The sequence below is a fragment of the Nonomuraea aurantiaca genome (assembly GCF_020215705.1).
GTDB lineage: Bacteria > Actinomycetota > Actinomycetes > Streptosporangiales > Streptosporangiaceae > Nonomuraea > Nonomuraea aurantiaca.
The window spans coordinates 396,130-422,672 of sequence record NZ_JAIWNB010000002.1 but is presented as its reverse complement, the minus strand read 5'-3'; the positions used below and the strand labels follow the sequence as shown (position 1 = coordinate 422,672).

At 69.7% G+C, this 26,543-nt stretch carries 26 protein-coding genes; 17 read left to right on the top strand and 9 right to left on the bottom strand.

The window, feature by feature from the left end:
- Window positions 1-20: 20 nt before the first annotated feature.
- Genes LDL49_RS07515 through LDL49_RS07505 form a run of 3 tightly spaced genes read left to right on the top strand, consistent with a single transcriptional unit; the run spans window position 21 to window position 2,124 of the window.
- On the top strand, window positions 21-707 hold the full coding sequence (locus LDL49_RS07515; RefSeq protein ID WP_225290198.1) for a 2OG-Fe(II) oxygenase: 687 nt from the start codon (window positions 21-23) through the stop codon (window positions 705-707).
- Entirely contained in the window at window positions 704-1,489 is a 786-nt protein-coding gene (locus LDL49_RS56730) for an Ada metal-binding domain-containing protein (protein WP_263654711.1), read from the top strand. Before LDL49_RS07515 ends, LDL49_RS56730 begins: the two co-directional genes overlap by 4 nt.
- Window positions 1,486-2,124, top strand: coding sequence for an alpha-ketoglutarate-dependent dioxygenase AlkB family protein (locus LDL49_RS07505; protein WP_225290197.1), 639 nt, complete (start codon window positions 1,486-1,488; stop codon window positions 2,122-2,124). The genes LDL49_RS56730 and LDL49_RS07505 overlap by 4 nt, the downstream gene beginning before the upstream one ends.
- Window positions 2,125-2,164: 40 nt before the next feature.
- Here the strand turns inward: LDL49_RS07505 and LDL49_RS07500 are convergent, their stop codons facing one another.
- Window positions 2,165-2,635, bottom strand: coding sequence for a hypothetical protein (locus tag LDL49_RS07500; RefSeq protein WP_225290196.1), 471 nt, complete (start codon window positions 2,633-2,635; stop codon window positions 2,165-2,167).
- Between the two features lie 63 nt (window positions 2,636-2,698).
- Between LDL49_RS07500 and LDL49_RS07495 the strand changes: the two genes are divergently transcribed.
- Window positions 2,699-3,736 (top strand): Ig-like domain-containing protein, encoded by a 1,038-nt coding sequence (locus LDL49_RS07495; protein ID WP_225290195.1) that lies wholly within the window; start codon window positions 2,699-2,701, stop codon window positions 3,734-3,736.
- A gap of 84 nt (window positions 3,737-3,820) precedes the next feature.
- Window positions 3,821-4,912, top strand: a complete 1,092-nt coding sequence (locus LDL49_RS07490; RefSeq protein ID WP_225290194.1) for a methyltransferase domain-containing protein — start codon at window positions 3,821-3,823, stop codon at window positions 4,910-4,912.
- A gap of 29 nt (window positions 4,913-4,941) precedes the next feature.
- Here the strand turns inward: LDL49_RS07490 and LDL49_RS07485 are convergent, their stop codons facing one another.
- Both LDL49_RS07485 and LDL49_RS07480 read right to left on the bottom strand, forming a co-directional pair.
- A complete protein-coding gene (locus tag LDL49_RS07485) occupies window positions 4,942-5,616 on the bottom strand; it encodes a substrate-binding domain-containing protein (RefSeq protein WP_225290193.1) in 675 nt (224 codons plus the stop codon).
- Window positions 5,574-5,825: a LysR family transcriptional regulator gene (locus LDL49_RS07480; protein ID WP_225290192.1), complete on the bottom strand. Its 252-nt coding sequence runs from the start codon at window positions 5,823-5,825 to the stop codon at window positions 5,574-5,576. The genes LDL49_RS07485 and LDL49_RS07480 overlap by 43 nt, the downstream gene beginning before the upstream one ends.
- 90 nt (window positions 5,826-5,915) lie before the next feature.
- Here LDL49_RS07480 and LDL49_RS07475 point away from each other — a divergent pair, with 90 nt between their 5' ends.
- The 3 genes from LDL49_RS07475 to LDL49_RS07465 all read left to right on the top strand — a co-directional run bounded on the left by LDL49_RS07475 (window position 5,916) and on the right by LDL49_RS07465 (window position 8,277).
- On the top strand, window positions 5,916-6,224 hold the full coding sequence (locus LDL49_RS07475; RefSeq protein WP_225290191.1) for a VOC family protein: 309 nt from the start codon (window positions 5,916-5,918) through the stop codon (window positions 6,222-6,224).
- A gap of 176 nt (window positions 6,225-6,400) precedes the next feature.
- The gene (locus LDL49_RS07470; RefSeq protein WP_225290190.1) at window positions 6,401-7,678 is read left to right on the top strand and encodes a serine hydrolase domain-containing protein; all 1,278 of its coding nucleotides are present in this window, start codon (window positions 6,401-6,403) and stop codon (window positions 7,676-7,678) included.
- Window positions 7,679-7,785: 107 nt separating this feature from the next.
- Complete coding sequence (locus tag LDL49_RS07465; RefSeq protein ID WP_225290189.1) at window positions 7,786-8,277, top strand: hypothetical protein; 492 nt, start codon at window positions 7,786-7,788, stop codon at window positions 8,275-8,277.
- 266 nt (window positions 8,278-8,543) lie between these two features.
- On the opposite strand, the gene LDL49_RS07460 is transcribed toward LDL49_RS07465, so the two are convergent.
- The gene (locus LDL49_RS07460; RefSeq protein WP_225290188.1) at window positions 8,544-9,449 is read right to left on the bottom strand and encodes a CAP domain-containing protein; all 906 of its coding nucleotides are present in this window, start codon (window positions 9,447-9,449) and stop codon (window positions 8,544-8,546) included.
- 528 nt (window positions 9,450-9,977) lie between these two features.
- Between LDL49_RS07460 and LDL49_RS07455 the strand changes: the two genes are divergently transcribed.
- From LDL49_RS07455 to LDL49_RS07440, 4 genes are read left to right on the top strand one after another with little or no spacing between them, the layout of a single operon-like run.
- Complete coding sequence (locus LDL49_RS07455) at window positions 9,978-10,814, top strand: transporter substrate-binding domain-containing protein (RefSeq protein WP_225290187.1); 837 nt, start codon at window positions 9,978-9,980, stop codon at window positions 10,812-10,814.
- A gap of 15 nt (window positions 10,815-10,829) precedes the next feature.
- Window positions 10,830-11,477, top strand: coding sequence for an amino acid ABC transporter permease (locus LDL49_RS07450; RefSeq protein WP_225290186.1), 648 nt, complete (start codon window positions 10,830-10,832; stop codon window positions 11,475-11,477).
- Complete coding sequence (locus tag LDL49_RS07445) at window positions 11,474-12,286, top strand: amino acid ABC transporter ATP-binding protein (RefSeq protein WP_263654710.1); 813 nt, start codon at window positions 11,474-11,476, stop codon at window positions 12,284-12,286. Before LDL49_RS07450 ends, LDL49_RS07445 begins: the two co-directional genes overlap by 4 nt.
- Entirely contained in the window at window positions 12,283-13,458 is a 1,176-nt protein-coding gene (locus LDL49_RS07440; protein ID WP_225290185.1) for an aminotransferase class V-fold PLP-dependent enzyme, read from the top strand. Before LDL49_RS07445 ends, LDL49_RS07440 begins: the two co-directional genes overlap by 4 nt.
- A gap of 280 nt (window positions 13,459-13,738) precedes the next feature.
- Here LDL49_RS07440 and LDL49_RS07435 read toward each other — a convergent pair whose 3' ends face one another.
- The 3 genes from LDL49_RS07435 to LDL49_RS07425 all read right to left on the bottom strand — a co-directional run bounded on the left by LDL49_RS07435 (window position 13,739) and on the right by LDL49_RS07425 (window position 16,215).
- Window positions 13,739-15,151 (bottom strand): hypothetical protein, encoded by a 1,413-nt coding sequence (locus LDL49_RS07435; RefSeq protein WP_225290184.1) that lies wholly within the window; start codon window positions 15,149-15,151, stop codon window positions 13,739-13,741.
- A gap of 54 nt (window positions 15,152-15,205) precedes the next feature.
- Window positions 15,206-15,895 (bottom strand): helix-turn-helix domain-containing protein, encoded by a 690-nt coding sequence (locus tag LDL49_RS07430; protein ID WP_225290183.1) that lies wholly within the window; start codon window positions 15,893-15,895, stop codon window positions 15,206-15,208.
- 119 nt (window positions 15,896-16,014) lie between these two features.
- Entirely contained in the window at window positions 16,015-16,215 is a 201-nt protein-coding gene (locus LDL49_RS07425; RefSeq protein WP_225290182.1) for a heavy-metal-associated domain-containing protein, read from the bottom strand.
- 77 nt (window positions 16,216-16,292) lie between these two features.
- Between LDL49_RS07425 and LDL49_RS07420 the strand changes: the two genes are divergently transcribed.
- The 3 genes from LDL49_RS07420 (at window position 16,293) to LDL49_RS07410 (ending at window position 19,953) form a co-directional block, all read left to right on the top strand.
- Window positions 16,293-17,465 carry an NAD(P)/FAD-dependent oxidoreductase gene (locus LDL49_RS07420; RefSeq protein ID WP_225290181.1) on the top strand — a complete coding sequence of 391 codons (1,173 nt, stop codon included), beginning with the start codon at window positions 16,293-16,295 and terminating at the stop codon, window positions 17,463-17,465.
- A gap of 261 nt (window positions 17,466-17,726) precedes the next feature.
- Window positions 17,727-19,340, top strand: coding sequence for a VanW family protein (locus LDL49_RS07415; RefSeq protein WP_225290180.1), 1,614 nt, complete (start codon window positions 17,727-17,729; stop codon window positions 19,338-19,340).
- Between the two features lie 121 nt (window positions 19,341-19,461).
- Complete coding sequence (locus tag LDL49_RS07410) at window positions 19,462-19,953, top strand: hypothetical protein (protein WP_225290179.1); 492 nt, start codon at window positions 19,462-19,464, stop codon at window positions 19,951-19,953.
- A gap of 126 nt (window positions 19,954-20,079) precedes the next feature.
- Here LDL49_RS07410 and LDL49_RS07405 read toward each other — a convergent pair whose 3' ends face one another.
- A complete protein-coding gene (locus LDL49_RS07405) occupies window positions 20,080-20,775 on the bottom strand; it encodes a helix-turn-helix domain-containing protein (protein WP_225290178.1) in 696 nt (231 codons plus the stop codon).
- Window positions 20,776-20,907: 132 nt separating this feature from the next.
- Here LDL49_RS07405 and LDL49_RS07400 point away from each other — a divergent pair, with 132 nt between their 5' ends.
- Together LDL49_RS07400 and LDL49_RS07395 are read left to right on the top strand one after the other, a co-directional pair.
- Window positions 20,908-21,942 (top strand): alpha/beta hydrolase-fold protein, encoded by a 1,035-nt coding sequence (locus LDL49_RS07400; RefSeq protein ID WP_225290177.1) that lies wholly within the window; start codon window positions 20,908-20,910, stop codon window positions 21,940-21,942.
- 69 nt (window positions 21,943-22,011) lie between these two features.
- Window positions 22,012-23,181 (top strand): sensor histidine kinase, encoded by a 1,170-nt coding sequence (locus tag LDL49_RS07395; RefSeq protein ID WP_225290176.1) that lies wholly within the window; start codon window positions 22,012-22,014, stop codon window positions 23,179-23,181.
- Window positions 23,182-23,260: 79 nt separating this feature from the next.
- On the opposite strand, the gene LDL49_RS07390 is transcribed toward LDL49_RS07395, so the two are convergent.
- A complete protein-coding gene (locus LDL49_RS07390) occupies window positions 23,261-26,497 on the bottom strand; it encodes an AfsR/SARP family transcriptional regulator (protein ID WP_225290175.1) in 3,237 nt (1,078 codons plus the stop codon).
- Window positions 26,498-26,543 lie beyond the last annotated feature (46 nt).

The window sequence follows — 26,543 nt, the reverse complement described above, 5'->3', positions numbered from 1 at the left end:
TCTGACGTAAGGAGGACATCATGAAGGCCGACTGGACGGCCCTGACCGAGGAGGTCAACGCGTACGGCTGCGCGCTGACGCCGCCGGTCCTCTCGCCGGCCGACTGCAAGGAGATCGCGAACCTGTACGGCGAGGCCGGCCGGTTCCGTTCCACGATCGACATGGAGCGCTACCGGTTCGGCCGCGGGCAGTACCGCTACTTCCGCGAGCCCTTCCCGCCACAGGTGGCGGAGCTGCGGGCGGCGTTCTACCCGCACCTGCTGCCCATCGCCCGCGACTGGGCCGCCCGGCTGGGACAGCCCGCGCCCTGGCCGGACGACTTCGCCGAGTGGCTGGACATGTGCCACGAAGCCGGGCAGACCAAGCCGACGCCCATCCTGCTGCGGTACCAGGAGGGCGACTGGAACGCCCTGCACCGCGACCTCTACGGGGATCTGGTGTTCCCGCTGCAGGTGGTCATCGGGCTCGACAAGCCGGGCGACGACTACACCGGCGGCGAGTTCCTGCTGGTGGAGCAGCGCCCCCGGGCCCAGTCTCGCGGGACGGTGACCCTGCTGCCGCAGGGCCACGGGCTGATCTTCACCACCCGGGACCGGCCCGTGCGGTCGTCGCGCGGGTGGTCGGCGTCGCCGGTGCGGCACGGGGTCAGCACGGTCCGCTCGGGGTTGCGGCACACGCTGGGCCTCGTCTTCCACGACGCCTCGTGACGTACACGCTGATCGGGGCCGACGGCTGGCCGTATGTCAGCGTGCTGCCCGGGACACTGGGCGGGCATCGGCGGGCGCGGCTGTACGGGCGGCTGGACTGCCCGTCGGCCCTGCGGGCCATCTCGCGTGGGGGGTACGTGCGGGAGCGGGTGTTCTTCGCGGACGAGGTGACGGCCATCGCGGCGGGGTACCGGCCGTGCGCGGTCTGTTTGCCGCAGGCGTACCAGATCTGGAAAACCGAACAGGCGGCGACCGGACCGACTGCGGCCGAGCGGGCGATGGCTGGGCATACGGCGGCTGAGCTGGCCGGTCTGCTCGGCCTGCTGGCCGCGGCCCGGCCGCGCGTGACGGCCGTGGTGATCGGCCACGGCCGCGACGCCGCCCGCTCCGCGAAGGCGTTCGCCGACGCGTGGGAAAGCGGCCCGCAGGCAGGCAGCCCGTGGGAAAGCGGCGCACAAATGGACAGCCCGTGGGAAGGGACCGTGCTGGCGACGGTCGACTGGCCGGAGGAGGCGGCGTCGTGGCTCCGGCAGGCCAGGCGGTTCGTGACGGGCCCGCCGGACGCCTGGGTGGTGGCGGGGGCGCCGCTGGGCTGGGCCCGGATGAGCGAGCGCCTCCGGCAGAGCACCGACTGGGACCCCGCCCGTACGTTCGGCTTCGCCTCCACCGCGCAAGCCGTCGCCCTGGCCCCGCCTGGAACACTGGAGGGCATGCGCGGAGCGGACATCGACGGCACCACCTGGCGAATCAGCCGCAACCTGATCCACCGGGACCCGGCATGATCCCGCTCCCGACACGAGAGATCGCTCCGGGCGCCGTGCACGCACCCGGCTGGCTGACGCTCGACGAGCAGCGCCATCTGGTACAGGCGTGCCGGGAGTGGGCGGCGGGCCCGGTCCCGATCCGGCACACCGTACTGCCCCGAGGCGGCGTCATGTCGGTCCAGACGGTGTGCGTCGGCTGGCACTGGCAGCCCTACAAGTACACGCGTGTCGCGGGCGACGTGAACGGCCGGCAGGTAGCCGACTTCCCCTCCTGGATGGTCGACCTGGGCCGCCGCGCCTTCACAGCGGCGTACGGCGAACCCGGCGACGACTACACCCCCGACACGGCACTGATCAACTTCTACGACGACCAGGCCAGAATGGGCATGCACCAGGACAAGGACGAACGATCCGCCGCCCCGGTGGTGTCGTTGAGCATCGGCGACGACTGCCTGTTCCGCTTCGGCAACACGGAGACGCGCGGCAGGCCCTACACCGACGTGCGGCTCGGCAGCGGCGACCTGTTCGTCTTCGGCGGCCCCTCGCGCTTCGCCTACCATGGCGTGCCCAAGGTCTACCCAGGCACCGGAGACCCCGCCACCGGCCTGACCTCGGGCCGCCTCAACATCACCATGCGGGTGACCGGTCTATGACACTTTCCCGCCGTAGCCCGTCAGTATCCGGGTGCTTCCGTCAGTGGCAGCGCATGTCGAACCCGGCTTCGTGATAGCCGTCGAAGAACTCCACGATGACGCCCTTGTACCCGTCTCGCCATGATCCGCTCGGGTTGACGTACACGGTGCCGGAGAGCTCACGACCCTCGACACCCTCGACCGCGGCGGACTCGTAGTAGCGCGTGATCTCGGCGTCCGGCAGCTTGGTGAGCAGCGACATGCGGACCAGATAGTCGCAATGATTGCTGTTGCCCGACTGAATACCCACCGTGCCCTGCACGCTGGGATCACCTTGCTCGGTGTCGGGCGGGAGCGGGAGCATGCTCACCCGCTCCTCCAGCCGGGCCAGCTTCTCGTCGTTGCGCCGCTCCGGGACCTCGAACACCAGGACGTAGGCGACGACGGAGGCGAGAAGCGCCAGGCACACGAAGAACGGCCACCTGCTTCGCTGTTTCGGTAACGCCTCTGGAGCTGCCTCGATCAACACCATGCCATCCTCCAGAACGCTCGTCGGGTGATCGCCATTCAACAACCCGCACCGGGGATCGCGTCGATGCCGCAAGGACACGGCGATGTCGTCAGCCAGTCGGGGACCGGCACCATCAGCGGCAACAGCCTGCACATCACCTCGGTGGGCATCAAGACCGACCCATCCCCGAAGGTCATTGTCTTCCGGGCCAGGCAGGGCACCGTCGGCGGCAGCATGACCATCCGGCCGACCGGGATCAGCAGCGTCATCGCGGCTCCGGGTCAGCTGGGTAATAACACGCCCGCTCCCCCGATCCACATCGTCAGCGGGCGGTCCATCTCGCCCACCAACGCCGTCGCCGACACCGCCACCACCACGATGGGCGCAGCCGTCAGTGTGCCCGTCCTGGCCAACGACATCGGGACCGCACCGACGATCAGCAGCGTCTCCACACCCGGCAACGGCACCGCGAATATCTCCGGTGGCAACGTGATCTACACCCCCGCCACGGTCACCGTCACCGTCCCCTGCCCCTGGAAACCCGTCACTCTGACCAACGGCAGCTTCGAGACGCCGCCGGTGGCCGTAGCCGACTGGAACATCCCTGACGCCTCCACCAACCCGAGCGTCGGCTGGCACACCACCGCGACCGACAACAAGCTGGAGTTCTGGCGGGGCGGCGCGAGCGGAGTGCCCTCAGCCGACGGCCGGCAGTTCGCCGAACTCAACGCCAACCAGGCCTCCACGCTCTACCAGGACCTGCCCACCGTTCCGGGAACACCGATGACCTGGCGTCTCTATCACCGAGGCCGCCTGGGCACCGACGTGATGCGGGTGCTCATCGGCGCACCAGGCGCGACCGTGGCGCAGACTCCCACCGGGGCCTCCTCTCCGGACATCTCCGACGACAACATCGCCTGGGGCTACTACACGGGGGTGTACGTCGTACCTGCGGGCCAGACCACCACACGATTCGCCTTCGCGTCGGTGTCGGCCGCGGGTGGCAGCCCGGCGTTCGGCAACTTCCTGGACGGCGTGGAATTCAGTACGCCGCCCTGCCCGAGTGCGGCTGGAGCGCGGTTGCAGGCGGGCGGATCTCAGGGCACGCGCACTGCGCACTGATCGACCACTGACCCGCGACCGCGCAGGTCCTCGACCACTACACAACACCCGGTCGAAGACCGCGTGAACAGGCACCAATGCCCTGTGCATCAGGGCGATAAACCCTCCCAGAAACCGGTCGAGAAACCGAAGCCCGTGCCGCGCCATCTGTTCATCCCAGACCGGGCCTGGTGCGATCCTGACGACGGTCCCGGCTTTCTCATCGACCGTACGGCCGATCCCGAGACATGGCTGGATGTCGCATACTCCAACATGGCGATCGTCACGCAGATGGACGACGGCGCCACCGATCTTGACCAAGGGCTGGGCGACTACACGTCCTCGGCCTCCGCACCCGGCGTGGTCGCGGCGGGGCTGCGGTTGCTCGACCCCTACGACGGGGATGAGGTCCTGGAGATCGGCACGGGTACGGGATGGACGGCGGGACTGCTGGCGAGTCGCCTCGGCGACGAGAACGTGACCAGCATGGAGATCGATCAGACCCTCCTCACCACAGCCACCGAGCAGTTGAAGAAGGCCGGATTCGTGCCCCGGCTGATTCTGGGCGACGGCGCGGAAGGGTGCCCCGAAGGAGCCCCCTACGATCGCGTCCATGTCACCTGCGGGGTGCGCGAGGTGCCTCATGCCTGGGTGGAACAGACCCGGCCCGGCGGGGTGATCGTGGCCCCCTGGATGCCCCGCTGGGAAGGCGGGCATCTGGTCAAGCTGGTCGTCGTCGGAGACGGCACCGCCGTGGGAAGGTTTCACAGCGGGGTGGATTTCATGCTGCTGCGCGCACAGCGCCGGCGCCGCACCCGGATTGAGGATGTCTATCGAAAGTCGACGACCTATCTCGACCCCCGCAGGGTGGTGCGCTCATCCGCCGGAGCGGAAGTCGTCGCCATCGCGGGAATGCTGCCGGATGTGTACGGCACGCACGAAAACCAAGAGGGCGGGGAATTTCACCTGTCGCTGTGGTCGGATGATTCCGACGCCCAGGTTCACTATGCCCCCGATTACAAAGGCATCGCAGTGCTACAGCGCGGACCGCGTAATCTCTGGGATGCCCTGGAGGCCGCCTATCTCCGTTGGGTCTCGTGGGGCAGCCCGCACAAAGGCCGGTTCGGAATGACCGTCACCCCTGACGGTCAGCATATGTGGCTCGACTCTCCGGACCACCGGATCATCCACCGGTAACTGCGACCCAACGGCGGCGCGTACGGGGTTCAGAGGGCGATGGGGCCGATGTCACGGGCGGTCTCGGCGAAGTCCCGGATCAGGGTGGTCTCGGTGGCGGTGCGCCAGATGAGCGCCCAGTGGGCCAGGGGAGAGTCGCGGATGGGCACGTAGATGTGGTCGGGCCGGGCGTAATAGCGGATGGAGTGTGCGAAACACGGTGAGACGGCCTCGCCGTTCGAGACCAGGGGGATCATCTCGGCAGAGGTGGTGACGATGGGGCCGATCCGAATCGGACGTCCGCTGGGGGTGTGGGTGGGGACGAGCCAGTTGCGCCAGTAGTCCGGCCGGGCTCCGCCGAAGACGATCTCGTCCCCGAGGTCTTCGTACGACACCGATTCCCGGTCGGCCAGCCGGTGGCCGGGGCCGACCACGAGCACGACCGGTTCGGTGCAGACGACGGGGCCTACGGTGAGGTCGCTCTCCCTGACGGGTAACCAGGCGATCAGCAGGTCGATGTCTCCGGAGCGCAGCAGCCTGAAGGGATCGGCGAAGCCGGCGTAGCGGAGCTGGAGGTCGCATTCGGGGTGGCGGCTCTTGAAGGCGTCGAACAGTGGGCGCAGGTCCTGGGGGTTTTCGTTGACCATGCCCAGGCACAGCACGTTCGACTTGCCGCGGGCGGTCAGGGCGGCGCGTTCGATGCCGTCGAGCAGCCCGCGGTACATCGGCTTGAGGTCATCGAAGAGCTGCTGTCCGATGGGGTCAGCGCCACGCGGCGATTGTCGCGTTCGAACAGGGCGGCGCCGACGCGGCGTTCCTGCTTCTTGATCGCCTGGCTCACGCGCGCCGGGGTCACGTGCAGCCGTTCCGCCGTGCGGCCGAAGTGCAGCTCTTCGCAGAGAGTCAGGAATATCTCTATGTCGCGAAGTTCCACGCGGCCCCCGTTCGTTGTTTAGTGAGAGGTTAAGGCACGGTACCGGATCCGGCGTTGTCGTCTCGGGCGGCCTGGCGGCACGCTGATGCGGTGAACATCATCGCTTCCGCGGTGACGCTGAGCGTCGACGACGTGGCGGCGTCCAGTGCCTTCTTCACCACCCACCTGGGCTTTCACGAGTCGGTGGCGAATGGGGCATATGCCTGTCTCGTCCGACCGGACGCCGTCGCCGAGATCGTGCTGCAGCTGCGACAAGCCGGAGAGCGGCCCGCGACCGGGGTCGTGGTGACCTTCACCGTCACCGACGTCACCGCCGAGCACGACAGGCTCGTGCGGGAGGGGCCGCCGTCAGCGAGCCGCTGCGCAAGGAACCGTGGGCGGAGCGGCTGTTCGAGGTGACCGACCCCAACGGCATCGTCGTCCGGCTCGTCGAATGGACGGCGCCGGCCGGGGCCTGAACGCCATGGCCGTGGCCAGGCATGCGGCAGCGCCCGGCAAGACCAGTAGAGCAACCCGCATCGGACTGAGTGCCGCGTGCGCAGCGCAAGAACACATACCCGAAAGGACGTTGAAACATGTCAAAGATCGCCAGCTGGGACATGAAGGGCAACTGGCAGAGCAAGGGCGCTTGGGAGACTCAGGGACGCTGGGAAGAACACCAGCGCGCCCAGCTGTCCAAGGCGGGGCTGCAACGGATGCGTGGGGTGCTGAGCGGCCACCTCGCGTCCGGCGCGATCCCCGGCCTGGTCGCGCTGGTCAGCCTCGGAGACGACACGCACATCGAGGCGATGGGCACGATGCACGCGGGAGGCGCCGAGCCGATGCGGCGGGACACGCTCTTCCGGATGGCGTCGCTGACCAAGCCGGTCACGGCCACGGCGGTGATGATCCTCGTCGAGGAATGCCGGCTGCGGCTGGACGACCCGGTCGACGAGTGGCTGCCCGAGCTCGCGAACCGCCAGGTGCTCGCCCGGATCGACGCCCCGCTGGACGAGACGGTGCCCGCGGCCCGGCCGATCACCGTACGCGACCTGCTGACCTTCACCTTCGGCTTCGGGGTCGTGCTGGCGCCGCCGGACACGTACCCGATCCAGACCGCGATCCGCGAGCTCGGCCTGGACACCACCTCGCCGGACTTCGGGCCCGAGGAGTGGATCCGGCGGCTCGGGACACTGCCGCTGATGCGTCAGCCGGGCGAGCTGTGGCAATACCACGTCGGGTCCGACGTGCTCGGCGTGCTCGTCGGCAGGGTGACCGGGCAGTCGCTGGAGGAGTTCATGCGCGAGCGGCTGTTCAGGCCGCTCGGCATGAAGGACACCGGCTTCCACGTACCCGCCGACCAGATCCACCGGCTGGCCACCAGCTACGCGCACAACCCCGAGACCGGCGAACCGGTGGTGTGGGACGAGGCCGCCGGCGGGAAGTACAGCCGGCCGCCGGTGTTCCAGGCCGGCGGCGACGGGCTGGTGTCGACCGTCGAGGACTACCACGCGCTTTACCGGATGCTGCTCAACAAGGGGACCTTGAACGGCGAGCGGATCCTTTCCCGGGCCTCGGTCGAGCTCATGACGATGGACCACCTGACGCCGGAGCAGAAGGCCGAGAAGGACGCCTTCGGCGACCACTTCGGCCGGCACGGCGGCTTCGGTTTCGGCATGGCGGTCCGCACCCACCGCCGCGACCTGGCCTCGCCGGGCCAGTTCGGCTGGGACGGCGGCCTCGGCACCACCGCGTACGCCGACCCCGCCGAGGACCTCGTCGGCATCCTGCTGACGCAGAGCGCGATGGACTCCGTCCACACGCCCCGCCTCCACCGCGACTTCTGGACCACCGCCTACCAGGCAATCGGGTGAAGCCGCGCCGTCGTCGACCGAATGTGATTCAGGTCATGGAATAAGTGTGCACTTCGGCCAGGAGCGTTACCGGCACGGCTCCTATCGTTTGGTCCATCAAACCAGTCATGACCATCGAAAAGGAAAAAGTCATGTCGATTAAGCGCCGGATGTTAATCCTGGCCGCAGGCGCTGCCGCCGGTACGATTCTCGCCGGATCCGCCACCGCCGCCCATGCCGCGCCCTCGCACACCATTAAAACGTTGGCGAACATCTGCGTCAGCGCTCCCGTCATCGGGACCACGTGCGCGCCTCTCAGCCCTCCGCCGGTCAACGTGCTGGACTCCAGCCGACCCACTGCGGTCAATGTGCTCCAAGTAACATCCGGCGCGTTCACCGGAAAGATCGAGCTCAAGGCCCAGATCGACGGGACAGGCGTCGTCCGTCATCAGCTCGTTTCCGCGCGACTGCTCCAGAACGGCAGATCGGTGGCCAGTCCGCTCTCCACCTCGCCTACGGTCGTCCAGCCCGCCGGTGGCCCCACCAACCTTGCCGGAGGGACCATCAGCGGGTCGGGAGGCAGCATGGTTTTCGGGGCAAGCACCGAGATCCTCAACTGAAGCCCAGCCATACTGGCTGACGCAAAAGGAGTATCAGGAGATTCCATGGCGACCCTTGTCACCGAAATGCTCGATCGGCGCGAGATACAACAATAGGTACCAGGAATCGCAGACGTCGGCCTGGTCACCGCCGGGCGCCGAGCGGTGATCACCCTGGGCGCCAAGGGCCGCGGCCTGCGCATCCCCAAAGACCTCGGTGCCGTCGGCTTCGACGACACCGAGATCGCACCATGACCTCGCCGTCCGACCCTGGAAACGCCCATGCGTCAGCGGGCGGCGAAGTCCTGCGTCCAGTAGACCTGTCCCTGCGCGTCCTTGACCGCGCCCACCCCGATGAGGGTGTACGAGCAGTTCATGATGTTCTGCCGGTGGCCGGCGCTGTTCATCCAGGTCTTGACCACCTCGGCCGCCGATCGCTGACCCATGGCGATGTTCTCGGCCCAGGCCGAGCCGGTGAAGCCGGTCGCGCGCATGCGGTCGACCATGTCGCGGCCGTCCTGAGAGTCATGGTCGAAGTAGTCGTTCTTCGCCATGTCGGCTGAATGCCCGAACGCGGCCTTGCGCAGCCGCGCGTCGTGCTTGAGGGGGTGGCAGCCGCCCTTGGCCCGCTCGGCGTTGGTCAGCCGGACGACGTCGTTCTCCAGTGCCGTGCCGACGGACGTGATGGACGCCTTCCCCTCAGGAACCGTCGGCGCCTTCGTCTCCCGCATTGCGCGGGTGGGGGTGACGCACGTCAGCCGTACGGCCTTGGACCTGGCCGTGCCGCCCCGGTAGTCCGTGGCGACCGCGTAGTACGTACCCGGCGCGCAGGGAAGTCGCAGGGCGATGCGGCCCTTCCTGGTGGCGCCGCTCTTGACCACTGGATCGGCGCCGGGGACGGCGCGCTTGACTCGGATGCGCAACAGCGCCGGGTCCACACAGCCACGGCGGACGGCCGAGGTCCGGATCCTGAGCGCGGAGACGTCCGGCCTGACCACGCTCACGTGGCACTCGTCCGATCCAGGGGTCGGCCGGGGAGCCGGCTGGGCCGGCGTCGACGCCGGTGCCACGCCGTCCGCAGGCGCGGTCGCCTCGGGCACCGCTCCGGCCGCTCCGCCCGGCGGCAGGTCGGCGGACGGGGTGCAGGCGGCGAGACTGGCGACGGTGGCGAGTACCCCCAGGGGTCTCAGCATGGGTTCCTCCAGTGGCGGAGCGGCTGGTGGTCCCGCATTCTGTCGCCCCGTTACCGGACTTGTCACGCAAAACTGGACATTTCCCCTTGTGATTAATGTCTAGCGATGGGCCTTCGCTCAGCCTTCCTCAGGCATGACATCGCGGTCGGCCAGCAGTCTGACGGCGACGGGTTTGCCCGCGGAGCACGGTGATTCCCTCCCCCGCCCCAGCATCGCAGCCTGCTGAGCGGCGGCGGCGATGGCGGCGGCGCGGTGTTGGCGTTCAGCGTGGCGCGTGGGCGGTGCCCCGCGGCCGAGCCCTGGATCCGAGATGTCCGTAAATTTGGCGTCCTCGCAGGACGACCGCTCCCAGAAGCCGTCAATTACCCCCTTCCGATCAGGAGGTATGCCAATTTACCCCCTGGGGGTACTTGACGCTTCGGACATAATGGCCCACCGTATATGCCATGGACATGTAAGCCCCAACATGGGGATGTCCACGGTTCACGGGGGTTCAGAGCCGGGCGACTGCTGCGTGACAAGGAGCCCATGGTGGCGAAAAAGGTACGTATTACACCCCGGCTGGCGGCAGGCCTGTCCGCCGCCTTAACGATCACCCTGTCGGCATGCGGCCACGGCTCCGCGGACGCCGCCGACCTCCTGCAGCGGGTCAAGGAGTCCGGCACTCTCCGGGTGGCCCAGACGCAGGCCAATCCGCCGTGGAACTTCCTGGACGGCGGCAAGCCCGTGGGCTACGACGTCGACGTGGCCAACGAGCTCGCCAAGCGGCTCGGCATCGCCAAGGTCGAGTTCGTCGCCTCCAACTACCAGAGTTTCATCGCGGGCGTTCAGGCCGGCCGGTTCGACGCCGTCGTCGCCGGTCAGACCATCACCCCGGAACGTGCCAAGCAGGTGGACTTCTCCCGCCCGTACCAGGTCAACGGGATCTCGATCTTCGTGGCCGACACCAATTCCGACATCTCAGGGCTGACCGACCTCCAGGGCAGGAAAATCGCGGTGACGGCCGGGACCACGCAGGCGGCCTTCGCCAAGAAGAGCATCGCCGACGCCGACATCAGGACCTACGACAACGCCACACTCGGGCTGACCGAGGTGGCGCGGGGGCGGGCCGACGCCGTGCTGGCGTCACGGTTCCAAGGGGCGTTCCTGGCGGCGAAGAACAACCTGAAGGTCAAGGCCGCAGGGCCGCTGCTCGAATCGGAGGTCAACGGGATCTCCTTCGCGAAGGGCTCGGCGAGCTTCAAGCAGGCCGTCGACAAGGCGCTCAACGACATGATCGCTGACGGCACCCTGACCGCCATCTCCCGCAAGTGGCTGGGCGGTCTCGACATGACACAGGAACTGGCCAAGGTTCCGGCGAGCTGAGCAGGGAAGGTACTCATGGATCTGCTGGTCGACTCCTTTCCCGATCTCCTCACCGGCCTGGTGGTCACCCTTCTCCTCGGCGTGGTCTCCTTCATCCTGGGCAGCGGCCTGGGGGCCGCGATCGTGCTGGCGAAGATCTCCGGCAACCGCGTCCTCTCCGCCGTGGCGACCGCGTACGTCTCGGTCTTCCGCGGCACGCCGCTGCTCATCCAGATCATGATCATCTACTTCGGGCTGCCGCAGATCGGCCTGGAGATTCCGCCCATCCCGTCGGCGATCATCGCCTTCACCCTGTTCACCGCCGCCTACCTCAGTGAGAACTTCCGCGCGGGCATCCTCGGCGTCGACAAGGGGCAGTGGGAGGCGGCGGCCTCGATGGCCATGCCGTACGGGAAGACGCTGCGCCGCGTCATCTTCCCCCAGGCCATCAGGATCGCCCTGCCGCCCGTGGGCAGCCGGTTCATCGCCCTGATGAAGGACACCTCCCTGGCCTCCGCGGTCACCGTGGTGGAGCTGACCAGGGTGGCCGAGGGCATCGGCACCTCCACCTTCCGCTACATGGACGCGCTGCTGATCGTCGGACTCATGTACTGGCTGATCAACACCCTCCTGCAGGTCGGCCAGCAGGCTCTCGAACGCCGGATGAGAAAGGCCTACGCATGACCAGCTCAGAACCCATCGTGAGCGTGCGCGGGCTGACCAAGCGCTTCGGCGACAACGAGGTGCTCAAGGGCATCGACCTCGACGTGCGGCCGGGCGAGGTCGTGGTGGTCATGGGCCCGTCCGGCTCCGGCAAGACCACCCTGATCCGCTGCCTCAACCTGCTGGAAGAGCCCGGCTCCGGCACCGTCCGCCTGTGCGGCAACCACGTCGACTGCGGCACGCGCCAGGGCGGGCGTCGCGCCAGGGCCGCCCGGATCCGCGAGATCCGTCGGCATTCGGCGATGGTGTTCCAGCAGTTCAATCTCTTCCCGCACCTGACGGCGCTGCAGAACGTCATGGAAGGCCCGATCTCCGTGCGGAACGTGCCCCGCGCCGAGGCGGCCGAGCTCGCCCGGCGTCTGCTCGCCCTGGTGGGCCTCGGCGACAAGTGCGGCTGCTACCCCGCCACGCTGTCCGGCGGCCAGAAGCAGCGCGTCGCCATCGCCCGTGCACTGGCGATGGAGCCGCAGGTCATCCTGTTCGACGAGCCCACCTCCGCGCTGGACCCCGAATTGCACGCCGAGGTCCTGCAGGTCATCCGTGACCTGGCCGGAAACGGGATGACCATGGTCATCGTGACGCACGAGACCGCCTTCGCCCGCGATGTGGCCGACCGGGTGGTGTTCATGGACGGCGGGCACGTCATCGAAGAGGCTCCCCCGCAGCGCTTCTTCACCGCGCCCGCACATCCCCGCGTACAGGCGTTCCTGCGCCTCATCGGCCCTTCGCACAACGGCCGCCCCTCACCCGAGAACGTGGAGCGAACATGATCGACCTCGCACGGGCCCGGGAGCTGACCCCGGGCACCGCGAACACCGTCCATCTCAACAACGCCGGAGCCTCGCTGCCCTCTTCAGCCGTACTGGAAGCGACTGTCGGGCATCTGCGCCTGGAGGCGGAGATCGGCGGGTATGAGGCGGCCGACCGCGCCACCGACCGCGTCGAGGCGGCCTACGACTCGGCCGCCCGGCTGCTGAACTGCTCCCGCGACGAGATCGCGATCGTCGACAGCGCGACCCGCGCCTGGGACCTGGCCTTCTACGCCATCCGGTTCCGCCCCGGCGACCGGATCCTCACCAGCAAGGCCGAGTACGCCAGCAACTTCATCGCCTACCTGCAGGTCGCTCGCCGCCACGGCGTGAGCGTCGAGGTGGTGCCCAACGACGGACTCGGCCAGCTCTCCGTAGACGCGCTGCGGGCGATGATGGACGAACGCGTACGCCTCATCTCCGTCACCCACATCCCCACCAACGGCGGCCTGGTCAACCCGGCCGCGGAGATCGGCAAGATCGCGGCCGAGGCGGGCGTGCTGTACCTGCTCGACGCGTGCCAGTCGGTGGGCCAGATCCCCGTCGACGTCGAGCAGATCCGCTGCGACATGCTGTCCACGACGGGGCGCAAGTACCTGCGTGCGCCACGTGGGACTGGCCTGCTGTACGTCCGGCGGACCGTACTCGACCAGCTCGATCCCCCCTTCCTCGATCTGCGGTCCGCCAAGTGGACGGCGCCCGGCCGGTTCGAGATCCAGCCGGGCGCCCGCAGATTCGAGAACTGGGAGTACGGCGTGGCGGGCCGGGTCGGCCTGGCGACCGCCGTCGAGGAAGCCCTCGCCTGGGGCCTGGACGACATCCGCGACAGCGTCTACCTGCTCGGCGATACCCTGCGCGAACGGCTGGCGGCCGTTCCCGGCTGTATCGTGCGGGACGTCGGCGCCGAACGCTGCGGCATCGTGACCTTCACTCTTGACGGCGTCACGGCCGACACGATCAAGACCTTCATGGCGGAGCGCCGGATCAATGTCAGCGTGTCGCGAGCTCCGTCAACGCTCCTCGACATGACCGACCGCGACATCTCCGAACTCGTCCGAGCATCGGTCCACTACTACAACTCCGAGGAGGAACTGAACCTCTTGTGCGAGGAACTGACCCGGCTCAGTGCATGACGTGAGACCGCCCGGCTCCTGCTGCAGAAGGGCCGGCCCTCGCAGGGCGTGGGGCTGTTCTTCTCGCTCGGCCACTCCACCGTCGTGCTGGCACTGTCGTCGGCCTGGCCGACCGTCAGCCGTGGGCCGCTCTTGCCGCCATCGACCTCAACACGATCGGTACGGGATCGTCCGCGTCTTCCTCCTGACCTGGCTGGGCGGTGTCGCGTACGGGAAGCTCGCCAAGCTCGAACAGCGGTACGCCCAACCGGTGACCCCCGAAGCCGACCTCCGATGAACATCACGCGCGGCTTCGTCTGGCCAGGTACACGGTCAGTGACAGCATGACCAGCCCGGCCAGATACAAGCCGACGCCCGCGGCGATCTGCCCGCCGGTAACTACCGCCCGACCTGCTGGAAGGTAGATGTCGCGTTTCTGCCGCACGACCTGGCGGTCGATCGGGAGCCAGGCCTCGACCACGCCGCCCCGATAACGCATCTCCGCGTACAGGAACCACAGGCCCTCCTGGTCGACCCGTACCTGGCCGCGGCATCCATCAGGTGCCGAACCAAGCGGACCGGCGATCTCCTCTCCGGCCCGGCGAGCGACCACTCTGAGCGGCGTCATACCCCCGCACCCCTCGACCGTGAGCGTCATCCCCCCAGAGCCGTCCGAGGTACCGGTCAGCACGGCCGTAGCGACAACCTGCCCCTGTCCGGGATCGTGCGCCGAAGCAGGCTGTGGATCCAGGACGGTCAGACCGAGCGGCAGTAGCAGTGTGACGACCGCGACCGCGCCACGCGTCCGGCGCTCGCCCGAGATCACAACCGCGCCGAGGGCGGCCACCACCAACGCGGGCACGAGCACGGCGTCGGGACTGACACTGCCGATGCCCAGCACGGAGGACAGATAGGAAGTGACGGCGGCCCCCGCCGCTCCTGCCGCGTAAGCGGTCACGGGACGCCGCCACGGCAGGTCGATCACCGCCAGCCCGACGACGGCCAGCGGAAGGTCGGGGCTCGTACGCCCGAGGGCCAGCAGCAGCCCGGTGATCACCAGCCGCGCGAGCACGTAGACGCCGACCGCTCCCGCCACGAGATGCCGGCGCGGTGCCAGCGACCGCAGCAGCACGGCCGCGTACATCGAGCAGACCAGCAGCACAGGGAAGTACAGCACCTCGGAGAACTGCGGCACGTCCGTCTCGAACTCCATCACCGACGTGACAGCGCTGCCCAGCAGCAATGCCCCGCCGGCCCACCACAGCGGTCGAGGGCTGTCCGGCCGCATGCCCGCGAGCACCCCGCCGATCAGGGCCAATGTGCTGAACACGGTCAGCATGTGGCTCGGGCTCCACAGCACCGAATCCCGGCCGAAGGCATCGTGCCAGAGTGCGTCGACGGGCGCGGAGGCCAGCGTGGCCACGCCGCCGACAGCGGCGATGAGCAGCGGAGGGTGTCTCAGCACGGCGATCAGCGATCGCGTACGCCACAGCGTGAGCAGACCCCAGCCCGCCACTGTCAGCCCCACGACGGCCACCGCTCCATACAGCAGCAGGTGCGGCGGTATCAGCGCGTCGTCCCTGCCGATATCGGTGTGCCAGGCATCGTCCCAATACGTGGCGAACAGCGAGATAAAGCCGGCCGCCACCACGAGGACGACCGCAGCGGGAGAAAGGCGCTGTGGCGCTCCGTCGTCCGGCATGTCATCAGTCATGCCGTCAGCCTGGCCCTGCCGCCTCCTCGAGTGCTTGTACGGAGCGGCTGACCTTCACTCCCAGCTCATCCCGCGAGCCAGCACCGAGGGTGCCAGTCCGAACATGGCATGCGTCACCCGGGTCAGATGGGCGCTGTCGGTGAACCCGGCGGCATGCGCGGCATCCGTCAGCGAGCCACCTGCGCGTACGGTGTCCATCGCCGCGCGCAGCCGCGCCCACCGTACGTACGCCGTGAACGGCAACCCCCATTGCTCACTGAACAGATGCCCCAGCCTGCTCGGCGACAGGGCCACCCGCGCCGCCAGGTCGCGCAGCCGCAAAGGACCGGCGATGCCCCGCCCGACCAGCTCCATCACCTGCCGGACCACCCGATCCGGACAGGCGGCGCGCGACTCGCTCAGCAACGCCAGCGCCGCATCGGCGAACTTCTCATCAACCGGAATCGCCAGCAGGCCGGCCACCAGGCTCTCCCCGTCGTCCTCCAGAAGAGCCGGATCGAGATAGACGCACGCTCCGAACGCGTCCTCGGCGCACATGGCGTGCGGGACACCGGCGGGTATCGCCACGGCCGACACGCTCCTCTCGGCTGCCCGCTCGTCGGTGAGGATGACGCGGCCGGAGCTGACGACAAGCAGTTGCACGGCGGCATGCGCGTGAGCGCGCGCGTCGCCGAGCCTACCGATGTACACCAAAGCGCCCGGCCTCAGCCACACCGCTCCCGTCCATGACGCCATATCAGACATGACTACGATGATAGATAGTAGGACGGAAACTCCCTGAGGCGCATCCTGCCGGGTGCCGCCAAGGAGAGGTACGGAACCCGGCAGGATGCCGTTCACCGAACGAACCGAGGACGGTCCGATCAAACGGCGGTCAGTTCGTAGCCCGCCTCTTCGACGGCATCGCGAACCAGGGCCTCTTCGGCGGCTCCTGCCACGGTCACCGTGCCGCTGGTCAGGTCCACCTCAACGTCGGTGACCCCGTCCACCTTGGAGATCTCCGACTTCACCTTGCCCGCGCATCCGCCGCAGGTCATTCCGCTCACCTTGTACGTGCTGCTCATGACATCTCCTCTTGGTTCGGTTAAGCCCCCTGGGGGTATTTTGCATCATATACCCCCTACGGGTATAGTCCGCGACCATGAGAACGCTGAACACCGTTGCCGTCGTCGGTGCCTCCCTGGCCGGCCTGCGTGCCGTGCAGACGCTCAGGCGGGAGGGCTTCGAGGGCAACATCACCCTGATCGGTGCCGAGCGCCACCTGCCCTACAATCGCCCGCCCCTGTCCAAGAGCATGCTGAGGGGCGACGACGAGATCACCCTGCCCGGCGCCGAGGAGCTCGGCGACCAGTGGCTGAAGGGCCGCCAAGCGGTACGTCTGGACACCTCCGACCGGCGTCTTACCTTGGACGACGGCACCGAGCTCGGCTACGACGGGCTTGTCATCGCCACGGGCGCCCGCCCGCGCCGCCTGCCCCACCACCCTGAGGGCGTCCGCACCCTCCGCACCATCGAAGACGCCCTGGCCCTGCGCACCGAGCTACAGGCCGGGCACGAGCACGTCGTGGTCATCGGCGGCGGTTTCATCGGCGGCGAGGTGGCCTCGACCGCCCGTGCCCTCGGCCTGAGCGTCACCCTCGTCGACGCCTCCCCTCACCCCATGACCAAGGTCCTGGGCGCCGAAACGGCGCGCTGGCTCGCGCGCCACCATCGCGACAACGGCGTCGAGCTGGTCAGCGACACGCGCGTGACCGGTTTCGAGGGCAACGGCCGGGTGACGGGCGTGCGGTTGGGCACCGGCCGGACGCTGCCCGCCGACCTGGTCATCGCGGGCATGGGCGTCACCCCGAACACCGACTGGCTGGAGGGCAGCGGCCTGAGGCTGAGTGACGGCGTGGTGTGCGAGGAGACCCTCTACGCCGCCGAGAACGTGGTGGCGGCGGGCGACGTCGCGCGCTGGCCGCACGGCCTGTTCGGCGGCGAGCTCGTACGCGTCGAGCACTGGGCGAACGCCAACGACCAGGGCGCCCTCGCCGCCCTCAACCTCCTGACCGGCCCGGAGAACGCCAAGCCGTACGCCGACCTCCCCTCCTTCGCCACCCACATGCACGGCGCCCGCATCCAGACCGCCGGACTGCCGCACCTGGCCGACGAGAGCCGCCTGGTAACCGGGGAGCCGGACGAGAACCGATTCGCGATCGCCTTCGCCCGGAACGGCGTGCTCGTCGGCGCGGTCGGCGTGAACGCCCCCAAGGACCTGATCCGCCTCAAACGCGCCACGGCCGCGGGCGACCGCCTGGACGCTCTCGCGTGACCTGAGGGCGCTGCCGACATGGACGAATCCATCACAGCCGCTGAAGCCCATGCCGGGGCCGTGGCAGGCTTCCTAACTATCTACGGCTTGTGCTAGTAGCGTGGTTAGACTTCTCGCCATGTGCCATGTCGATCCACGATCTCGTGGGGCCTCGCGATGAGCCCGCGTGCCGCTCTGGCGCAGCAGGCGGCGCCCAGGAGCGGCCGCGCGGGAAGGCGCCGACGTCGCTGGATGCTCGTCGCGGTCGCAACGGTCGTCGTCATGGCTGCGGTTTATGCCGTTCTCGCGATCGCCTTGGGGGGTCAGGTGCCGTCCGGCACCAGCATCGGCGGCGTGGACGTTGGCGGCCTGCCGGAGGCGGACGCTCGCGCCCGGCTGGAGCGTGAGCTCGGCAAGCGGGCCAACCGACCGATGGAGCTGTCCGCGGCGGGCAAGACGACACGGCTGACCCCCGCCGCGCTCGGGCTGGGGTTCGACATCCCGGCGACACTCGCGGCGGCGCTGGACGGCGCGGGCAGCCCGGCCGGAGTCGTCCGGTCGTTGTTCGGCGAAGACAGAGAGCTCCAGCCACGGATCACGGCCGACGAATCCCGACTCACCACCCGGCTCGCCGTTCTGGCCAAGACAATCGACCTCAAGCCTCGCGAGGGCGGCGTGCGCTACCAGGGCCTCGAACCGCAGGTCATCTCCGCCAAGTCGGGCCGCGCCCTCGACCGCGACGCCGCCGCGCGGCTGGTCCGCGAGGCCTTCCTGGGAAACCGCGCTACGGTCGCGCTGCCCCTCCGCACGCTACCGCCCCGGGTCTCGTCGGCCGAGGTGCGTCGCGTCGCGGGCTCCATGGCCAGCGCGGCGGTCGCCAGTCCGCTGACCTTGGTCAACGGCGACAGGAAAGCCAGCCTGAACCGCGCCCAGTTGGCCGCCGGGCTTCGCTTCGTCTCCGACGGCCAAGGCAGCTTGCGCCCCTCCTTCCGCAGCGGAGAACTCCTCCCTGACTTGCAGAAACAACTCGTCCCGGCAAGCCATCAGCCCCAAGACGCCTCCTTCGAGATCGTGAAGGGCAAGCCGCGCGTCCTCCCCGCCCGTCCCGGCCGGGGCATCGACGCGAAGGCTTTCGGCGGGGCCGTCTCCGCCGCCCTGGCGGCCGGCCGGCGTGAGGTGAAGGTACCGGTGGCCGAGGCGCAGCCCCGGTTGACCACCGAGCAGGCCAGGAAGCTGGAGGTCAAGAAGAAGGTCAGCACCTTCACCACCCGCTACCCGTGTTGCGCACCACGAGTGACCAATATCCACCGCATCGCCGACATTGTGGACGGCCATGTCGTCATGCCCGGCGAGACGTTCTCGCTCAACGGCCTGGTCGGCAAGCGCGACAAGGCGCGCGGCTTCGTCGAGGCGCCGATGATCCTGAACAACCGGTTCGTCAACGACGTCGGCGGCGGAGTGTCGCAGTTCGCCACCACGATGTTCAACGCCGTGTTCTTCGGCGGATTCCAGGACGTGCAGCACATTGCGCACCAGTACTACATCACCCGCTATCCAGCCGGCCGCGAGTCCACCGTCTCCTATCCGCAGCCGGACTTCCGCTGGCGCAACGACTCCCCGTACGGCGTGCTGATCAAGACCTCCTACACGAGCACGTCGATCACCGTGGACTTCTGGAGCACCAAACGCTACGACGTCACCGCCCAGAGTTCGGCCCGCTACGACGTCAAGACCGCCCCCTCCCTCACCGACTCCGGCAAGGACTGCATTCCCATGGGCGGCGCGGAGGGCTTCGCGATCGATGTCTGGCGCATCTTCAAGAAAGACGGCAAGGAAGTGCGCAGGCAGAAGTTCCACACCGTCTACGCCGCCGAGCCGCGTTTGACATGCAAGTGAGCCAGGCTCTCCGACGGCGCTCATTCTGAAGCTGAACACGGCTGGTTATCGTCGTCCTCCTCGAGCACCTGACGCTTCTTCCCCGCCACCGCCTGACAGGGCAACTCTCGAACAGGAGCTCGTGCCAGGAGAGGACTGGATCGCCTGTGACCGGCTGCTGGATCCGCGGTCGGCGGAGCTGGGCCGGATTCTCGAAGCCGAGCGCCGGGCGAGCGGCCAGGTTTCCGATCACGCGACCGCGCTCACGGTCATGGCCGTGTACGCCGGCACCGTGACGGCGGCCGCGGTGCTGGCCTGGGCCGTCGAGGGCGGCGTGGCGCATGGCTGCGCGGCGGCCTTCTGCATCGCCGGCAGACGCGGCGGGGACGTCGATCAGCTGGAGAGCGCCTACAAGACCTTCTCGGCCGTGTCCACCATCGACCTCGACCGCCTGGGCAAGGTCGTCCGGCTCACGGCAGACGACCGGGAGGGACTGTTCTACCTGCGCGACACGTGCTGCCTGTACTACACCTCCATGGAGGAGACGAAGTGCTCCAGCTGCTGCCTGGACAGCGTGGACCAGCGCATCGCCAACTATCGGCGGGTTCTGGTCGAGGGCGTCGTCCCGCACTAGGAGGCGAGGGCCTGGTCAGTCCTCGCCTACCACGGTCAGGTCGTCGTCCAGCGCCGCGGCGATCGCGGCCGCGCGGGTCGGCGAGGCCAGAGTCAGCACGCCGGGTCGGCTCTCCACACCACCGGATCACTCAACGGAAGTGTCGAAGCCCGCCGGGCCTACTTTGCGCTCCAGGATTCTGACGATCTTGCCGGACTCGTCGTTCTCGCCCGGGACGTAGAACGGCTTGCCGTCGCGGCCGAAGGTGATCGCCGACGGGCCGCCCTCCCAGGTGCCCAGGACGTGGGAGGCCGAGTCGAAGGTCACGAACGGCTCCAGGCCCAGCGTGCGGGCATAGTCGACCGAGCCGAAGACGAGATGCTGAGCCAGCTCGATCGGCGCCTCCTGCCAGCCCGCGTAGTCGCTGAAGAAGTATTCGCGGAACCTGCTGAGCTGCCGGTCGTCGATGACGTCCGGCCCGATCAGGTCCTTGACGCCCGTGCAGTAGACGTCGGCGAGGTAGCCGCAGACCGTCATCCGGTCCCACTTGTGCCGCCGGGCCACCAGCACGCATACCTTGCCCTCCAGCCCGTCGGCATCCGGCTTCTCGTCGATCCAGCCTCGGGCGGGGTCGACGGTGAGGCCGTTGCTCCAGCCGACGTTGATCCAGCAACCGGCCACCTCGGGCTCCCCCGCCGCCGCCGCGCTGCCCTCGGCCGCCACGGCCCGGACGAGCGGGGCCACCACCGACGGCGACACCCCCAGTGTGCGGGCGATCTCCTTGGGAGACCTGCCTTCGGCTCGCAGCTCGCGTACCCGGTTCTTCAGTTCTGCGCTGTCCACGGAGGAAGCCTAGCGAGCCCCGGCACCCCCGACGGCCGCGCAACGGCAAAGCGGAGGTGGCAGGCTGATCCCCAACTGTCCATCGGGGATCGACATCTCGGTCAGCTGACCCCGGCCAACGAGAGGAAGCCCATGCTGCCCTGGTCCGATGAGCTGGCCGGCCGCCTCGACCACAACGTCATCGACAGCGCGCTGCTGCGCGGCAACCCCCTCGGGGATCCGCACGAGCGGCCCCTGTACGTGTACGTCCCCCCGGGGTACGACGACCATCCCGAGCGGCGCTATCCGGCCATCTATGTGCTGCAGGGCTACACCGCGCATGTCGCCATGTGGTTCAACCGGACGCCGTTCCGCCGGACGTACCCGGAGCTGGCTGACGGCGTGTTCTCGGCCGGCGATGTGCCGCCCGCGATCGTCGTCTATGTCGACGCGTGGACCTCGCTGGGCGGCAGCCAGTTTCTCGACTCGCCCGCGACCGGCCGCTACCACTCCTACCTGTGCGACGAGGTCGTACCGTGGGTGGACGCCCGCTACCGTACGCTGGCCGGCCGCGATCACCGCGCGGTCACCGGCAAGTCCAGCGGGGGCGGCGGGGCGATGGTCACCGCCATGCTGCGGCCGGACGTGTTCGGGGCGCTGGCCACTCATGCGGGCGACTCGCTGTTCGAGGTCAGTTTCCGGTTCGGGCTGCCGGACATCGCGCGTCGGCTACGTGACATGTACGGCGGTTCGTACGACACGTTCCTGTCCGACTTCCGGAGCAGGATCGCCGGGACCAGGGACGGCGACCTCGAACTCATGGAGATGTACGCCTACGCGGCGGCGTACTCGGCCGACGAGCACGGCACGGTCCGCCTGCCGTTCGACGACACGGGCGCCGTCATACCCGAGGTGTGGGAGCGCTGGCTGGCCCGCGACCCGGTGGTGATGGCGGCCAGGCCCGAGTACGCCGAGGCGCTGCGGTCGATGCGGGCGATCTGGGTCGACGCGGGCACCAAGGACGAGTACTACCTGGACTTCGGTGCCACGGCGTTCCGGCGGGCGCTGGAGGCGGCGGGGGTGCCGGATGAGCGGATCTACTTCGAGCTCTTCGACGCCGGGCACGGCGCGATCGAGTATCGCTACCCGCTCGCCCTGGCCTGGCTGACCCGCCGCCTCTCCCCCTGAGGTCCCCGCCTCTTGCCGCAAGGCCGGCGACAGCGCCGGGCCGTACGGGGTCCCGTTAGGCTGGCGGGCGTGTCTCGACTGGCGGCCTCCTTCCGGCTGATGGCGATGACGGCGCCGTGGAGTCGGCGGGCGGATGTCGTGCTGGCGGGGATGCTGGCCGGGTTGTCGTTCGTGCCCGGGTTCGCTCATCAGGGCGTCGATCTGGCGGACCTGCCGGACCTGCCGCTCGACGCGGTGGGCGTGCTGCTGATTCTGGCGCAGAGCCTGCCGTTGGTCATGCGGCGGCGGTGGCCCGCCGGGTGTCTGGCGGTGGTCGGCGGGGCGTTCATGGCCTTCCAGCTGCTGCGCTATCCCACGGCGTTCGCCGGGCTCGGGCTGATCGTCGCGTTGTACAGCGCGGGCGCCCACCTGCGGCGCCGGTCGCTCGCGGTGGCCGTGGCCGTGGTCGCGGTGGTGGCGTACGTGGGGCTCGCTGTCGCCTTGCACGAGTCGGGGTCGCCGGAACGTCCGCTGGACTATACGACCTTCCTGCTGTTCCTGGTGGCGTGCTGGGCCGCCGGTGTCGTCGTACGGGAGCGGAGCGCCGCCGAGGCGGAGCGGGTACGGCTGGCCGAGGCGGCGGTCGTCGCGGCGGAGCGTGCCCGGATCGCGCGGGAGCTGCACGACGTGGTCACCCACCATGTGACGGCGATGGTGGTCCAGGCCGACGCGGCGCAGTTCCTGGCCGGGCAGCCCGAGCGGGTCGCGACCGGCCTGGCGGCGATCAGCGAGACCGGCCGCCATGCGCTGACCGACCTGCGTTACCTGCTCGGCGCGCTGGACGGTACGCCGGACGCGGACGGAGAAGGCCGCGAGCCGTCGGTGGGCCGGCTGCCCGATCTGGTGGCACGGACCCGGGGCGCCGGGCAGCCGGTGGAACTGGTCGAGGACGGGCAGCCACGCGCCATGGAGAAGGCCGCGGAGGTGGCCGCGTACCGGGTCGTTCAGGAGGCGCTCACCAACGCGGTGAAGCACACCGCGGGCGAGCGCACGCTGGTCCACGTGCGTCATGGGGAGGAATGGATGGACGTGGAGGTCACCACGGACGGACCCAGCCGCCCCGGACTGGGTCGTGGCGGCGGCCGGGGGCTGGTCGGGTTGCGGGAGCGCGTCAGTGTGGTCGGTGGTGAGCTGAGCGCCGGAGTACGGTCCGGCGGCGGGTTCACGGTTCGGGCCCGGATCCCGATGGGCCTGCGATGAGCGCGATCCGGGCGATGGGCTTGATGGCTTCACAGGCTCCGGGTGATGGGCCTGGCGGCTTCACAGCCTCTTGATGGCCCTACGGGCTTAGGTCGGCCGCGTCCTCGAGTTTCAGCCTGCCGCCCTGCTCGTACGCGATCCCGAACTCCGCCTCGCCCAGCGCCGCCAGAACCGCCTCGGTGACCCGCGTGACCTCGGCCGCCTCCGACGGAGCGGCGGGCGTCTGGTTGTGCTCGCGTACCCCCGCCGCCAGCCCCAGCAACCGGGCGGCCCGTTCGTGGGCGCCCCCGGCGGCCACGGCGGAGGCCAGGCCCTCCACGGCCCACGTCGCCGAGCGCGGGTCGCCGATGCGCTGCGCCGCCACGAGCGCCTCCAGGTGCAGGTCCCTGGCGGTCGCGGCGTCCCCGCGTCGCTCGATGAGGAAGCCGAGCTCGACGAGCGTGTCCGGCAGGTGCAGGGCGGGTTCGACGCCGGGGCCCCGGGCGATCCCTTCGAGCAAGTGGTTCAGGTGCTGCTCCGCCAGGTCGAGGTGGCCGCCCCGGCGCTCGGCATAGGCGAGTCCCATCTCGGCCATGATCGAGGTCTCTCGATGGCCCTGCCCGGAGGCGATGTGCAGGGCCCGCCCGCACAGCTCCATGGCCCGCTCGAACTCGCCCGCCCCCAGCGCCATCCAGCCCAGCCACGCGGTGCGTCCGGCCACCTCCGGCCAGAGCCCGAGGTCCTCCGCCATCCGCAGCCCGTCGGCGAACAGCCGCCCGGCCCGCTCCGCGTCGCCCCCCATCTCGGCCAGCCCGCCGAGCCACTCCGTGGCCTGGAGCACGCCCCACCGGTCGCCGAGCTGCCGGAACAGCCGCGCGCTCTCCTCACCGTCGCGTTCGAGGGCCACGAAGTCCCGGCGCGTGAAGGCGTCCCGCGCCCGGCAGCTCAGGGCCGCGGCGATCCCCCACTCATCACCCATGGCCCGGAACGTCGCCAGCGCGCTCGTCACCAGCTCCTGCCCGGTCACCATGTCGAGCGCCGACGAGCCGATGAACCACTCGGCCCTGGCCCGTACGCCCGGATCCTCCACCTGATCCACGGCGGACCGCCAGTCGACGTCCTCCCCCAGCATGACGGCGAACCCGGCCCGCCACGCCCCCGCCCTGGCCCGAGCCTCCGAAACAGCACCGTCGTCCGCGATGGCCAAGGCTGACTCCAGGGACCGGCGCCCCTCGGCCAACCGGCCGCGCAGCACCCAGTACCAGGCCAGCGCGTTCACCAGCGCCAGCGCACCGGCCGCGTCTCCCGCCGCCGCAGCCGCGTCGAGCGCCGCCCGCATGTTCGCGGCCTCCGCGTCGAGCCGCAGCAGCCACTCGCGCTGAGCGTCGCCGTAGAGAAACGGCTCAGCCTGTACGGCCAGCGCCGTGTAGTAGGCCGAGTGCGCCTGCCGTACCCGATGCAGCTCACCCGCCTCCGACAGCCGCTCCAGGCAGTATTCGGCCACCGACTCCAGCAGCCGGTACCGCATGCCTCCCGTACCGTCGGCCACGACCACCAGCGAGCGGTCGACCAGCCGCGCGAGCAGGTCGAGCACGTCGAGCCCGTCCTCCGCGCAGGTCTCCTCCGCGGCCTCCAGCGTGCAGCCGTCGGCGTGGACGGCCAGGCGGCGCAGGACGGCGCGTTCGGGCTCGGTCAGCAGCTGCCAGCTCCAGTCGATCACCGCCATCAGCGTCTGCTGACGCGGCGGCGCGCCGCGCTGCCCGGAGGCGAGCAGCCGGAACCGGTCGTCGAGCCTGGCCACCACCCCGTGCACGCCGAGCGCGCGTACCCGCGTCGCGGCCAGCTCCAGAGCCAGCGGGATCCCGTCCAGCCGCCGGCAGAGCTGCGCGACCGCCCCGGCGTTGCCCTCGTCGAGGGTGAAGCCGCGGGCCGAGGCGGCGGCCCGCGCCACGAACAGCTGGGCCGCCTCCGACCGCGCCACCTCATCGGGGTCGGCACCGGCCGGTACGTCCAGCGGCGGCACGCTCCACAGCACCTCACCGGCCACCGCCAGCGGTTCCCGGCTGGTGGCCAGCACGCGCAGTCCGGGAGCGGCCCGCAGCAACCGGCCGGTCAGCTCGGCGACCCGCTCGATCACGTGCTCGCAGTTGTCGAGGACGAGCAGGAGCTGCCGGGAGCGCAGCGCGTCGGCCAGCCGGTCGGCCAGCGGCGTCCCGTCGGACTCCTCCCGGATGTCGAGCGCCGCCGCGACGGTCTCCGCCACCGTCCGGATGTCGATGTCCGGCGCCCGCCCATCGACGTCCGGCGCCCGCCCGTCGAGGTCCGGTGCCCGCCCGTCGGCGTCCGGCGAGCGCGTACCCCGGTCGAGGGGGGCCAGCTCGACCAGCCACGCGCCGTCCGCGTACGCGTCGGCGAGCCGGGTGGCGGTCTCCAGCGCCAGCCGGGTCTTGCCCACGCCGCCGCTGCCGGTCAGGGTGACGAGCCGGTTGCTCTCCAGCAGGGTGCGGACCTCGGCCAGTGCGCCGTCCCGGCCGATCAGGTCGCTGAGCGAGGCGGGCAGGTTCGTGGCGGGCCGACCGGCCGGGCTGCTCAGCGCCGGGTCCTGGCCGAGTATGGCCTGGTGCAACGCGGCCAGCTCGGGGCCGGGGTCGAGGCCGAGCTCCTCGGCCAGCCGCTCGCGCAGGTCGGCGTAGCTCGCCAGCGCCTCGCTCTGCCGCCCCGCGCGGTACAGGGCCCGCATGTGTACGGCCCGCAGCCGCTCCCTCAGCGGATTGCGGGCCACCAGGTCGCCGAGCTCGCCCACGAGCAGGCCGTGCTCGCCCAGCTCCAGCCGCGCCTCGGCCTGCTGTTCCAGGGCGGACAGCCGCTGCTCCTCCAGCCGGAGGATCGCGGACCTGGTGTACTCCTCGTCGGCGAAGTCGGCGAACGCCGGGCCGCGCCACAGCGCCAGCGCGTCGGACAGCAGCTCCGCCCTGGTCCGCGGGCTCTGGGCCGTCTCGGCCCGGGCAACCAGGTCGGCGAACCGCGCGGCGTCGACCGTACCCTCGGCGGCCTTGAGCAGGTAGCCGGGCGCGCGCGAGACGATCAGGTTCTTGCCGCCCGGCTCGGCCTCCTCCAGCGCGCGCCGCAGCTGCGAGACCCGCACCTGGAGCGCGCCCGCGGAGTTGGCCGGCGGTTCGCCGGCCCACAGGTCGTCCACGAGCCGGTCGGTCGACACCGGCCTTCCCTCATCCACCAGCAGGTCGGCGAGTAGCGCGCGGACCTTCAGCCCGGGGATCGTGACGGGCTCCCCCTGGTCGGTCCATACGGCCAGCGGCCCGAGCACCCCAAAGCGCATAAGGGCCACCTTAAGCGGACGAGAAGTGGATCTGAAGGCCGCTCCA

What these genes read in the sequence shown, in the direction of transcription:
- LDL49_RS07460 (WP_225290188.1), bottom strand. Translation starts at nt 9,449, where the DNA reads ATGCTGAGACCCCTGGGGGTACTCGCCACCGTCGCCAGTCTCGCCGCC.
- LDL49_RS07515 (WP_225290198.1), top strand. Translation starts at nt 21, where the DNA reads ATGAAGGCCGACTGGACGGCCCTGACCGAGGAGGTCAACGCGTACGGC.
- LDL49_RS07455 (WP_225290187.1), top strand. Translation starts at nt 9,978, where the DNA reads ATGGTGGCGAAAAAGGTACGTATTACACCCCGGCTGGCGGCAGGCCTG.
- LDL49_RS07420 (WP_225290181.1), top strand. Translation starts at nt 16,293, where the DNA reads ATGAGAACGCTGAACACCGTTGCCGTCGTCGGTGCCTCCCTGGCCGGC.
- LDL49_RS07495 (WP_225290195.1), top strand. Translation starts at nt 2,699, where the DNA reads ATGCCGCAAGGACACGGCGATGTCGTCAGCCAGTCGGGGACCGGCACC.
- LDL49_RS07430 (WP_225290183.1), bottom strand. Translation starts at nt 15,895, where the DNA reads ATGTCTGATATGGCGTCATGGACGGGAGCGGTGTGGCTGAGGCCGGGC.
- LDL49_RS07450 (WP_225290186.1), top strand. Translation starts at nt 10,830, where the DNA reads ATGGATCTGCTGGTCGACTCCTTTCCCGATCTCCTCACCGGCCTGGTG.
- LDL49_RS07465 (WP_225290189.1), top strand. Translation starts at nt 7,786, where the DNA reads ATGACCATCGAAAAGGAAAAAGTCATGTCGATTAAGCGCCGGATGTTA.
- LDL49_RS07445 (WP_263654710.1), top strand. Translation starts at nt 11,474, where the DNA reads ATGACCAGCTCAGAACCCATCGTGAGCGTGCGCGGGCTGACCAAGCGC.
- LDL49_RS07415 (WP_225290180.1), top strand. Translation starts at nt 17,727, where the DNA reads ATGGCTGCGGTTTATGCCGTTCTCGCGATCGCCTTGGGGGGTCAGGTG.
- LDL49_RS07470 (WP_225290190.1), top strand. Translation starts at nt 6,401, where the DNA reads ATGTCAAAGATCGCCAGCTGGGACATGAAGGGCAACTGGCAGAGCAAG.
- LDL49_RS07505 (WP_225290197.1), top strand. Translation starts at nt 1,486, where the DNA reads ATGATCCCGCTCCCGACACGAGAGATCGCTCCGGGCGCCGTGCACGCA.
- LDL49_RS07485 (WP_225290193.1), bottom strand. Translation starts at nt 5,616, where the DNA reads ATGTACCGCGGGCTGCTCGACGGCATCGAACGCGCCGCCCTGACCGCC.
- LDL49_RS07425 (WP_225290182.1), bottom strand. Translation starts at nt 16,215, where the DNA reads ATGAGCAGCACGTACAAGGTGAGCGGAATGACCTGCGGCGGATGCGCG.
- LDL49_RS07440 (WP_225290185.1), top strand. Translation starts at nt 12,283, where the DNA reads ATGATCGACCTCGCACGGGCCCGGGAGCTGACCCCGGGCACCGCGAAC.
- LDL49_RS07435 (WP_225290184.1), bottom strand. Translation starts at nt 15,151, where the DNA reads ATGACTGATGACATGCCGGACGACGGAGCGCCACAGCGCCTTTCTCCC.
- LDL49_RS07400 (WP_225290177.1), top strand. Translation starts at nt 20,908, where the DNA reads ATGCTGCCCTGGTCCGATGAGCTGGCCGGCCGCCTCGACCACAACGTC.
- LDL49_RS07390 (WP_225290175.1), bottom strand. Translation starts at nt 26,497, where the DNA reads ATGCGCTTTGGGGTGCTCGGGCCGCTGGCCGTATGGACCGACCAGGGG.
- LDL49_RS07500 (WP_225290196.1), bottom strand. Translation starts at nt 2,635, where the DNA reads ATGGTGTTGATCGAGGCAGCTCCAGAGGCGTTACCGAAACAGCGAAGC.